We start from the raw sequence: 10,549 nt of genomic DNA, 5'->3' as shown, positions 1-10,549 counted from the left end.
GAGGGCGGCATCAACCGGCTCAAACGCCACCGGGCGGTCGCGACCAGCTACAACAAGCTAGCCGTCCGCTACGAAGCAACAGCCACCATCGCCGCGATCAACAAATGGCTGCCCCGATAAACTTCCCAAACAGGCCCTAGGCCGAGCCGGTCACAGGTCCAGGTCAGGTCCAGGTCCAGGTCCAGGTCCAGGTCGTTGATGATCCGGCTGAACAGCTCGGGCGTGACGGACGGCTGCGGACTGTCGACCGTGAGGCGGTTCATCGCCTCCAGGCAGACGTCCCATTCTTCCCTTTTATCCAAATAGGCAGTAAATATTCACATTGTTTTGTGATCCGGGCATGGCTATGGAGTCGAAATGAAACAACTTGCGCGTTTCGAACCCTCCACAGGCCTGTGACCTGCGATGATGCTCTCGATCACGTATTTGTTACTTCATTACGTCCCCTATGCGCCGCGCGGCCACTCGTCCAGGTAGCGCAACACCACGGTGAGGCTGTTACGCAGTTCCCGCCGCGGTGACCTCGCCGCCGGCACCGGGACCGCCGGCGGTCCCGTCGGCGGGGCGGTGCCGCGCGGGGATGTCAACCTGCTGGTTGCGCCGCACCATGTCGACGATCCGGTTCACCGGTCCCACCACGAACAGCTCGTCCCCGGGCCGGAGCCGGGTGTGGCGTCCCGGCCGGTAGTCCGGCCCGCCGCCGGGCGCCCCCTGGCCGTCCCGGTCCACGCCGCCGCCGGTGTCCGCGTTCGCGGCTGTGGTGATCACGGCGAGCACCCGGGTCCCGGTGGACAGCTCCCGCAGGGTCGGGCCGACCAGCCCGCCGCCGGCGTGGATGGTCATCCTGGCCACCAGGAACGGCGTGCGCTGCACGTAGAAAGTACTGATGACGTCGTAACCGAGCGCCGCGCCGACGAAATACGGCGTGGCCAGGGCGGACGCGCTGCGTGCCGTATGGATGCCGAAGCGCCGCTCGACCTCGTCGGCCATCGTGGTGTCGAAGATCCGCAGCACCACCCGCAGGTCGGGATAGTGCGTGTCCGGGTCGAACTCCCGCATCCGGCCGCGGGGCGCCCGCCGCCCCGCCGGGCGCCCCGCCGGGCGGCGCTGCGGGCCGCCCGCGCCCCCCGCAACTCCTCGTGCGCCTCCCGGGCCGACAGCACGGCCTCCAGGTTCGCGACGTCGTCGCTGGTGAGCACGGCGATCGTGGCGGCATGGGCGAGGCCGGCCTCCAGCAGCGTCGAGCGGACGGTGGCGTCCCCGATGATCACGGGCACCCCACGTTCACGGGCGACGGGCAGGTACCGGTTGTTCTCGTCACGCTCGATCACCACCACATGCCGGCCCGCGCGCACCAGGCCGTTCATCGTGGCGACCCCCACCGAGCCGAGCCCGCATAGGATGACATGGCCACGCACCGCTCCGGCCCGCCCGCGTCTCATCACCCGCTCCAACCGACGGCCGATGATGATGTTGGTAATGAACGCATAGACGACGGCGATCGACAGGGCGCCAAGCAGCATCAGTCCGATGCCGAACATCTGCAGCCACTCGTCGGCGGCGCCGAAGTTGAAGTCGCCGTAGCCGACCGTGGCCATCGTCGCGACCGTGAGGTAGAGCGCGTCCAGCGGGCCGAACTCGGCGGGTGCGGACTCATTGTGGCTGGCGTAGGTCAACCACAACACAACCGTACCGACCATCATGACCGTCAGTACGGCGGCGAGCGCGAACCGGAAGGGTGGGTCGAGCTCCCCACGGATCATCGAGACGATCTCCCGGAACCTGGCCACCGTACCCCGCCAGACCCCCCGAACCCCCCGGGGCTCGCCGGGATCGCCATGATCGGCCGAGCCGCCGGCCAGCGCGGCGAACAGCCGCGCGTCGTGCAGGCCCGCGACCGTCATGCCCCGCTCGTGGAACTCCGACAGCCGCCCGAGGAGCGTCAGCCGGTCGCCGGGGCGCAGCGAGACGTCGCGGGGCGGGCAGAGCTCGGGGAGGCGCGCCCCCGCGCGGCGCAGCGAGATCGGGGTCAGATCGCCATAGCGGGCCCGGAAGGCATGCCGGCCTATGATCGACTCCTCGATCACCGCGAAGACCTCGGCATCGGACCGTTCGTCCATCGGGAAGGCGTGCGTCACGTCCGAGCGGACGCACGCCTCGACGAAGCTCGGCCCCGCGAGCTCGGCCCGGTTCAGCACCCGGACCTGGCTGAGCGCGTCCGCGAGCTGGTCGCCGAGCTGGCGGTTACTGATGGCCACGACGAGCCGGACACCGGGGGCCGTCTCGGCCGCGACCATCGCTGTGCCCAGGTTGTCGAGGTCCGTCTCGTGACAGGACACGACCGCGAGCGCCGCGGCGATGCCGGCCTCGCGCAGCGCCCCGGCGCCACGGGTACTCTCCACCAGGACCCGCACGCCCCACCGCTCCACCCTGCGCCGGGTGGCGGGGGCGACCCGATCGTCGATAGCCACCACCGTCACACCCGACGCCCGGAGCTGTTCGGCGAGCGGAGCCCCAGGTTGCTCAGCCCGCAGACAATGACGTGACCCGACGGGTCGGAACCACCCGAACCACCGAAGGCACCTGAACCTCCCTGACCGTTGACGGTGCCATTGCCTCCGGTCGCGCCGGAACTTCCAGAACCCGCTGCCATGCCACCCCCTCCAGCACGCCGGACCGGTCCCGTCCCACTCATGCCTCGACCGGACCATCCTCAACCGAATCGGTCCGGGGCCGATCAACACCGCTCGGCACGCCGTGGCGCCGCAGCGCCGTGGGCACCTGGCCGGTCCTCGCCGGACCCGGCCGGGATCGGGCGCGCCACGGGAGGAACAGGCACCGCGCTGACCTGGGGTATGGGGATTCGTCCGCGGCCGCCAGTTTCTCATGCCGGCCCGCGGCGACGGCCAGGCACGGACCCGGTGGGCGGATCCGTCGCCTCCGATAGTCTTTTCCGACGGTGAGTGGCAAAACGGTTCGGATTCGGCTAAACAGGCAGGGCGGAGAGCGACAGCGAAGGCGAACGAAACTACTCTGGGTGAACTCCTCCAGGGTCAGTGCCAGTATGTCGTCCCGTTGTATCAACGCCCCTACAGCTGGGAACGCGCCAACCTGCGGCAACTCTGGGCCGACATCACGAGCGTGGCCGCCGCCGGTCCAGCGGCAACGCACTTCCTGGGTTCGCTGGTTCTCGCGCCGAGCCCGTCGACGACGCCAGCCGGAGTGGCGATCTGGCTGGTGGTGGACGGTCAGCAACGGCTGACGGCGCTGAGCATCCTGCTCTGCGCGATCCGCGATCATGTCCGAGATGACGATCAGATGCTCGCGGCGAAGATCGACGATCTGTACCTCATGAACAGGTACGCGGCCGGAACCGAACGTTACACTCTGCTACCGACGCGAGCCGACCGGACCGCCTGGACCGCTCTCGTCGAGCGGTCGCCGGAGGCAGGAGGCCGGGCCGGGATTGGCGACGCATACCAGTTCTTCCGCAAGGAACTCGCCGCGTTGCGCGACGCCGACGACCCGCTGGATGCAGCACTGATCGAGCAGACCATGGTCGGTCAGCTCGCAATCGTGGAGATCGCGCGCATGTCGACGACGACGTCTACCGCATCTCGCTCAACCACACCGGCCGCCGGCTCACCCAGGCGGACCTGCTGTTCAGCCGGATTCTCGATCCGGACCGGGAGGAGGACCCGGTCCTGCGGCAGGCCCTACACCGGCTGCGCCGGTGGGGGGGCGGACGTCGTCCGGCCGACCGTCCTACACGTGCTGATCGCGCATGCGAATGACCGTCTCGACGCCACCGAGGCCGCCGCGGCACTCCGGGTGGTGGAGAGCTACCTGGTGCGGCGGATGCTGGTCGGCATCGCGAGCGCCAACAGCAACCGCATCCTCATGTCGCTCGTCAAGGAGCTCGGCGACCAGACGCCGACCGCCGCCGCGATCACGCGGGTTCTCTCCGGCCCGCGTAAGAAGTTCCCGACCGATCAGCTTGTGAAGGAAGCCGTCCTGCTCAATCCCTTCTACTGGACCGGGCGCGGCCCTCAGCGCACCTATGTGTTGCGCGGCCTGGAAGAGGACTACGAGCATCTCGAACCGGTCGACTGGGGCGTGAAGCTGACGGTTGAACACATCCTCCCCCAGTCATTGTCGAGACCGGGATGGAAAGCGGTTCTCGACGCCGATGCCCACGAGGGTGAGACGCGCGACGAGCTGCACCGCAGGCTCGTCCATACTCTGGGCAATCTGACGCTCACCGCCTACAATCCGAAACTCGCCGACCACGAGTTCACCGAGAAGAAGAAGCTGCTGGCCGACAGCGGGCTGGCGATGAACCGAGAAATCGCCGGTCAGGACAGGTGGGGTCGGGAGGAGATCCAAAATCGCGGCCGGGCGCTCGCCGAGCGGATCGTGAAGATCTGGCCCGGCCCGGACGAGTCCGTGGTCCCGCCACCCCAGGACCAGCGATGGACCCTGATGATCCGGGTACTGGCTGCGATCCCACCCGGCCGCTGGACCAGTTACTCCGACGTCGCGGAGGTGATCGGGTCCCACGCCGTCGCGGTGGGAGCCAAGCTGGCCAGCGCCCGGATCTCCAACGCCCACCGCGTCCTGCTCCTGAACGGTTCCATCTCCCCGGACTTCCGCTGGCCCGATCCGGAACGCACCGACGATCCACGGGAGATCCTGGCCGCCGAGGGTGTCATTCTCAGCAGGTCGGGCCGGGCACTGGCCCGCCAACGCATGACCGCCGCCGAACTCGCCGCCGCCGCCGAACTCGAAGCCCCGGAAGAGAGCCAGGGAGCCGCCGCCGGAACCAAAGAACGTCTGTTGGCCGCCCCGGCCGCTCGGTCCGCCGTGGGGCTCGCGGTCAGCCTGTGGCCATCAGAGCGGCGTGCGGCGGCGCCCACGGACGATGCGAACTCCGGCCTCTCCTACCAGGACCGGGTCCGGGGCTGCCTGCTGGGCGGGGCGTTGGGAGACGCGCTCGGTGCGGCAATCGAATTCCAGTCGCTTGACGAGATCCGACGGGAGTACGGGACGGCGGGGGTCATCGGCCTCACGGCCGCCTACGGGGTACACGCTCCGTTTACAGATGACACCCAGATGACGCTGTTTACCGTGGAGGGTCTGATCCGGGCCTCGGTCCGCAGCCGCTCCCGGGGCATCGCCGATCCGCCCGCGGTGCTGTGGCGCGCCTACCAGCGTTGGCTCACGACGCAGCGGCGGACCGGTCCGGCCGCCGGGGAGATGGACGGCTGGTTGGCGGCGCAGCAGCTGATGTATGCCCGGCGCGCTCCGGGGAACGCCTGCCTGTCCGGGCTGGGGCGCCCCGAGACGGGCACGCTCGCGCGGCCGGCGAACCCCGACAGCAAGGGGTGCGGGGCGGTGATGCGCTCGGCCCCGTTCGGGCTGCTCCAGCGGGGCCCGGAAACCTCCTTTGACCATGCGGTCGAATGCGCCGTGTTCACCCACGGTCATCCCTCCGGGTACCTCGCCGCAGGCGCGTTCGCGTGGATCGTCGCCGCGATGGTGGACGGCGCGAGCATCACCCAGGCCACCGCATCGGCCCTCGGCCGCCTGTCGGCCGAACGCGACGGCAAGGAAGTGGCCAGAGCTCTGCGGGCGGCTCTCGGAACGGCAGCGGACGGTGCGCCCACAGCGGAACGCGTGGAATCGCTGGACGCCGGCTGGGTCGCCGAGGAGGCGCTGGCGATCGCGGTGTACTGCGCGGTGGCGGCGCCCGACGATCCGCAGACGGCGCTGCTCGCGGCGGTCAACCACTCCGGCGACAGCGACTCGACCGGCGCGATCTGCGGGAACCTCGTTGGCGCCGCCCTGGGTGAGCCGGCACTGCCGGCAGCCTGGCTGAAGGAGCTGGCGGGCTATGAGCTGGTCGGGCAGGTCGCGGACGATCTGGTAACCGAGATCGAGAACACCGCGACCGTCTCCGACGCCTCCGGCGCGGCCACCCCGGCCTGGTCCACCCGCTACCCCGGGAGCTGAGCTCACGCACATCAGATCTCCCATCGGTTCGAGCCGTGCCGGCGCTCCGTGGTGCTTCCGGCTCACCTGCTCGGGGGGACGTTAACCCGACCGTCCCCCTGCCGAAGGTCCCTTTCGGCCACCCGGGACGGCGAGGTGAGCTGGGCGGCGAGGTGAGTTACATGAAGGTGCGGATAACAACGGGCCGGCGATGGATCGGGGCGGTGGCGCTGCTGGCGGGCGCGCTGCTCGTGCTGCTGGGATGTGGCGGCGGTGCCGGTGGCGGCGGCTCCACCGACATCACCACGTCGAAGCCATCGGTGTCCGGCACCTCGCCGGCGCCTTCTCCGTCCGTGTCCTCCCGCTCGCCGGGTGGACCGGTGGTGACGTCGCCTTCCACAACCGCGACGCCGCGGGAGCCGGTCTGGTCGAGCGAACCGCGCCGCGTCGAGCATCCGCTGTACGGTAACGCGACGGTCGTCGCAGTGCGCAGCGCGCACAACGTCGCCGGCGGGATGGCTTTCGATCGGCTGACGATCGAGCTCCAAGGGCAGATCCCTGGCTACGAGGTGCGTTACGTGGCCGAGGTGCTGTCGCCAGGCGAGGGCGTTGCGGTCCCGCTCCGGGGGCAGGCGTTCCTGGAAGTGGTGTTGTTCCCGGCCGTGGCCCACGATGAGACCGGCAGGTCGACGCTGCGCACACCGCAGGCCGGCGGCGGGCTTCCCGCGCTTGTCCAGTATCGGATGACCGGCGACTACGAGGGATACGTCCATTTCGGCCTGGGGGTCGACGATCGGGTCGGCTTCCGGGTGCTCGAACTGTCGAACCCGTCGCGTGTGGTGATCGACCTCGCCGCCTGAGGTCTGCCGGTGAAGTCTGCCGGCGAGGTCTGCCGGCCGGCCTCGGCCCGTGACCTGTCGCGCTTCCCTGGCGCGGGCAGTTCCCTCTTTGCCGTCGCCGGTCATCGAGCCACACCGCGCCGCACCCCGAAAACCCAGCACAACAGCATGATCAACTTAGGCTGCCCGGCACTGGCCCGGGAACGGCCCGTTCGGCATCGGGGGTCAGGACCTTCCGCACCCGCTGTCAGGACTGGCGCGATATGGGATGCTTGGCCTCGGCAGAGAAACATACGTGCCGGTCGGGGCACGTCGGAAGGCGTGCCCGCCCTGTGGAGACCGGGAGGCTGTCATGACGTACGTCCCACCTGGAAAACCAGGCAGTATCGTCCATGTTACGGACCGGTACGAGAACTTCATCGGCGGAAAGTGGCTGCCGCCGCGGGCCGGTAAATATTCGACCAACCTTAGCCCGGCCACGGCGCAGCCGATCTGTGAAATACCGCGGTCGGCGGCGGAGGATGTCGAGGACGCCCTGGACGCAGCGCACGCCGCCGCCGGCTCCTGGGCCGCCGCGTCCCCGGCGGAGCGGGCCGAGGTGCTGACCGCGGTGGCGGATGCGATCGACGCCAACCGGGAGATGCTCGCGGTCACGGAGAGCTGGGAGAACGGCAAGCCGGTGCGGGAGACGCTGGCTGCCGACATCCCGCTGGCCGCCGACCACTTCCGGTACTTCGCCGCGGCGGCGCGCACCCTGGAGGGGTCGATCTCCGAGATCGACGGCAAGACCTACGCCTATCACTTCCACGAGCCGCTCGGGGTGGTCGGGCAGATCATCCCCTTCAACTTCCCGCTGCTGATGGCGGCGTGGAAGCTGGCGCCCGCGCTGGCCGCGGGTAACTGCTCGGTGATCAAGCCGGCGTCACCGACGCCGTGGTCGATCCTCAAGCTCGCCGAGGTGATTCAGGACGTCATCCCGCCCGGCATCGTCAACATCGTCAACGGGCCCGGCGCCGAGGTCGGCAGGGCCCTGGCCACCAGCCCGAAGATCGCGAAGATCGGCTTCACCGGTGAGACCACGACCGGCCGGCTGATGATGCAGTACGCGGCGCAGAACATCATCCCGGTCACCCTGGAGCTGGGCGGGAAGTCCCCGAACATCTTCTTCGAGGACGTCCTGGCCGCCGACGACGCCTATCTGAACAAGGCGGTCGAGGGGCTGGTGCTGTATGCGTTCAACAAGGGCGAGGTGTGCACCTGCCCGTCCCGGGCGCTGATCCAGGAGTCGATCTACGACGAGTTCATGGCGCGGGCGCTGGAACGGGTCGGCCTGATCCAGCAGGGCAACCCGTTGGACCCGGCGACGATGCTGGGCCCGCAGGTCTCCGCGCAGCAGCTGTCAAAGATCGGCTCCTACGTGGACATCGGCCTGGCTGAGGGCGCCGAACTCCTGGCCGGTGGGCACCGGACGCAGCTGGCCGGAGAGTTCGCGAACGGCTACTTCTTCGAGCCGACGCTGCTGAAGGGCCACAACAAGATGCGGGTCTTCCAGGAGGAGATCTTCGGCCCGGTACTGGCTGTCACCACCTTCAAGGACGAGGCCGAGGCGTTGGCCATCGCCAACGACACGCCTTACGGGCTCGGTGCCGGCGTGTGGACGCGGGACGGTGCCCGCCAGTTCCGGATGGGCCGGGGCATCAAGGCCGGCCGGGTCTGGGTCAACTGCTACCACCAGTATCCGGCGGGCGCGGCGTTCGGCGGATACAAGGTGTCCGGCATCGGCCGCGAAAACCACCGGATGATGCTGGAGCACTACAGCCAGACCAAGAACATGCTGGTCAGCTACGACGAGAACGCGCTCGGCCTGTTCTAGGGTCTCGGATTCCAGGGTTTCAGATTCCATTGGCATTTCCCACCGACAATTCCCCTGACTGGAGGATGTTATGAAGGCAGCAGTTGTCACCGATTTCCGGGCACCGTTGCGTATCGAGGACCGGGACGTCCCGGTGCCGGGGCCGGGGCAGATCCTGGTGCGGATGGAGGCCAGCGGCCTGTGCCACACCGACATCCACGCGGCGCGCGGTGACTGGCCGGTGAAGCCGACTCCCCCGTTCGTCCCGGGTCACGAGGGCGTCGGCGTGGTCGAGGCGGTGGGCGCCGGGGTGACCAGGCGCGCGACCGGCGACCGGGTCGCGATCCCGTGGCTCGGTCATGCCTGCGGGCGCTGCCGCTACTGCGTCGGCGGCTGGGAGACGCTGTGCGAGAGCCAGCGCAACAGCGGCTACTCGATCGACGGTGCGTTCGCCGAGTACGCGGTGGCCGACGCGGACTACGCGGTGCCGGTGCCCGGCGATGTGCCGTCGTTCGACGCCGCGCCGCTGACCTGCGCCGGCGTGACCACCTACAAGGCCGTCAAGGTAGCCGGGGTGACCCCGGCCGAGACGGTGGCCGTGTTCGGCATCGGCGGGCTGGGCCACCTGGCGTTGCAGTACGCCCGCATCGCGGGTGGTTTCACCGTCGGGGTCGACGTCACCGAGGCCAAGCTGGAGCTGGCCACCGAACTGGGCGCCGACCACGTGGTGAACGCGCGGACCGCCGACCCGGTCGAGGCCATCCAGCGGCTGGGCGGCGCCGACGTGGCGGTCGCGCTCGCCGCGTCGCCCCGTTCGTTCGAGCAGGCGTTTGCGTCGCTGCGGCGCGGCGGCCGGCTGGTCTGCGTGGCCCTGCCGGCGGATGGCACGATGTCCATCCCGATCTTCGACACGGTCCTGAAGGGGATCACGGTCAAGGGATCGATCGTCGGCACCCGCAACGATCTGGCCGAGGTGTTCCGGCTGCACGCGGCCGGCCGGACCAGGGTGATCGCTTCCGGCCGGAAGTTGGACGACGTCAACGCCTGCATGGACGAGGTCCTGGACAGCAGGGTCCCGGCCCGGCTGGTGTTCGAGTTCTGATCTGGCCCGTTCCGACCCGGCCCGCACGGCCATCGGTCCTCATCCCCGCCCCAACGGGGAAGAGAACACGAGGAGAATCCCGAAAGGGGGAAAGACCATGAGTCCGCTTACTGTGGGCGTGGCCATGGAGACCGCGCCCGGCGAGCGTCGGGTGGCCATGGTTCCGGAAGTCGTGGGCCGATTGGTCGGCTCCGGTCTCGACGTGCTCGTCGAGACCGGAGCCGGACGTGGCGCGTGGTTTCCCGACGGCGCCTATGCCGAGGCCGGCGCCACCGTCGTCGCGCGGCGCGACCTGTTCGCGCGGGCAGACGTGGTGGTGTCGGTCAGCCTCCCGGACCCGCAGACGCGCGCGTTGCTGCGCGGCGGGCAGACCCTGGTAGGGCTGCTGGTGCCGTTGCTGCAGCCGCAGGTGATGGCGCAGCTGGCCGGGGCGGGGGTGACCGCGGTGAGCCTCGACGGGCTGCCGCGGACGCTGAGCCGGGCCCAGTCCATGGACGCGCTGACCTCTCAGGCGAATGTGGCTGGGTACAAGGCGGTGCTGGTCGCCGCCGACGCCTACCCGCGTTATTTCCCGCTGCTGATGACGGCGGCCGGTACGGCCCGGCCCGCCGAGGTGCTGGTACTCGGCGCGGGCGTGGCCGGGCTGGCCGCGATCGGCACGGCCCACCGGCTCGGCGCGGTCGTCCGCGGTTATGACATCCGCCCGGAGGCGCGGGGCGAGGTGACCTCGCTCGGTGCGAGTTTCCTCGACCTGGGTGAGCCCGA

At 69.6% G+C, this 10,549-nt stretch carries 7 protein-coding genes and 1 pseudogene; 6 read left to right on the top strand and 2 right to left on the bottom strand.

Annotated elements, in window-relative coordinates:
* Positions 1-120, top strand: a pseudogene (locus ACY5KJ_RS05860) (IS5 family transposase); the annotation flags it as partial.
* Between the two features lie 378 nt (positions 121-498).
* On the opposite strand, the gene ACY5KJ_RS05855 reads toward ACY5KJ_RS05860, so the two are convergent.
* Complete coding sequence (locus tag ACY5KJ_RS05855) at positions 499-843, bottom strand: hypothetical protein (protein WP_462202943.1); 345 nt, start codon at positions 841-843, stop codon at positions 499-501.
* Positions 840-2,474, bottom strand: a complete 1,635-nt coding sequence (locus tag ACY5KJ_RS05850; protein WP_462202942.1) for an NAD-binding protein — start codon at positions 2,472-2,474, stop codon at positions 840-842. Before ACY5KJ_RS05850 ends, ACY5KJ_RS05855 begins: the two co-directional genes overlap by 4 nt.
* A 412-nt stretch (positions 2,475-2,886) precedes the next feature.
* Between ACY5KJ_RS05850 and ACY5KJ_RS05845 the strand changes: the two genes are divergently transcribed.
* The 5 genes from ACY5KJ_RS05845 to ACY5KJ_RS05825 all read left to right on the top strand — a co-directional run.
* Positions 2,887-6,012, top strand: a complete 3,126-nt coding sequence (locus tag ACY5KJ_RS05845; protein ID WP_462186640.1) for an ADP-ribosylglycohydrolase family protein — start codon at positions 2,887-2,889, stop codon at positions 6,010-6,012.
* A gap of 161 nt (positions 6,013-6,173) precedes the next feature.
* A complete protein-coding gene (locus tag ACY5KJ_RS05840; RefSeq protein ID WP_462186655.1) occupies positions 6,174-6,851 on the top strand; it encodes an AMIN-like domain-containing (lipo)protein in 678 nt (225 codons plus the stop codon).
* A 331-nt stretch (positions 6,852-7,182) separates the two neighbouring features.
* Positions 7,183-8,703 (top strand): aldehyde dehydrogenase family protein, encoded by a 1,521-nt coding sequence (locus ACY5KJ_RS05835; RefSeq protein WP_462186641.1) that lies wholly within the window; start codon positions 7,183-7,185, stop codon positions 8,701-8,703.
* A gap of 70 nt (positions 8,704-8,773) precedes the next feature.
* A complete protein-coding gene (locus ACY5KJ_RS05830) occupies positions 8,774-9,784 on the top strand; it encodes a zinc-dependent alcohol dehydrogenase (protein ID WP_462186642.1) in 1,011 nt (336 codons plus the stop codon).
* 97 nt (positions 9,785-9,881) lie between these two features.
* Positions 9,882-10,549: Rossmann-fold NAD(P)-binding domain-containing protein (locus ACY5KJ_RS05825; RefSeq protein ID WP_462202941.1), on the top strand; the 668-nt coding region annotated here is incomplete at its 3' end.

It is taken from the genome of Frankia sp. CcWB3 (assembly GCF_977927595.1).
This window is presented reverse-complemented; position numbering and strand designations above follow the sequence as displayed.

What these genes read in the sequence shown, in the direction of transcription:
- ACY5KJ_RS05830 (WP_462186642.1), top strand. Translation starts at nt 8,774, where the DNA reads ATGAAGGCAGCAGTTGTCACCGATTTCCGGGCACCGTTGCGTATCGAG.
- ACY5KJ_RS05845 (WP_462186640.1), top strand. Translation starts at nt 2,887, where the DNA reads ATGCCGGCCCGCGGCGACGGCCAGGCACGGACCCGGTGGGCGGATCCG.
- ACY5KJ_RS05835 (WP_462186641.1), top strand. Translation starts at nt 7,183, where the DNA reads ATGACGTACGTCCCACCTGGAAAACCAGGCAGTATCGTCCATGTTACG.
- ACY5KJ_RS05855 (WP_462202943.1), bottom strand. Translation starts at nt 843, where the DNA reads ATGACCATCCACGCCGGCGGCGGGCTGGTCGGCCCGACCCTGCGGGAG.
- ACY5KJ_RS05840 (WP_462186655.1), top strand. Translation starts at nt 6,174, where the DNA reads ATGAAGGTGCGGATAACAACGGGCCGGCGATGGATCGGGGCGGTGGCG.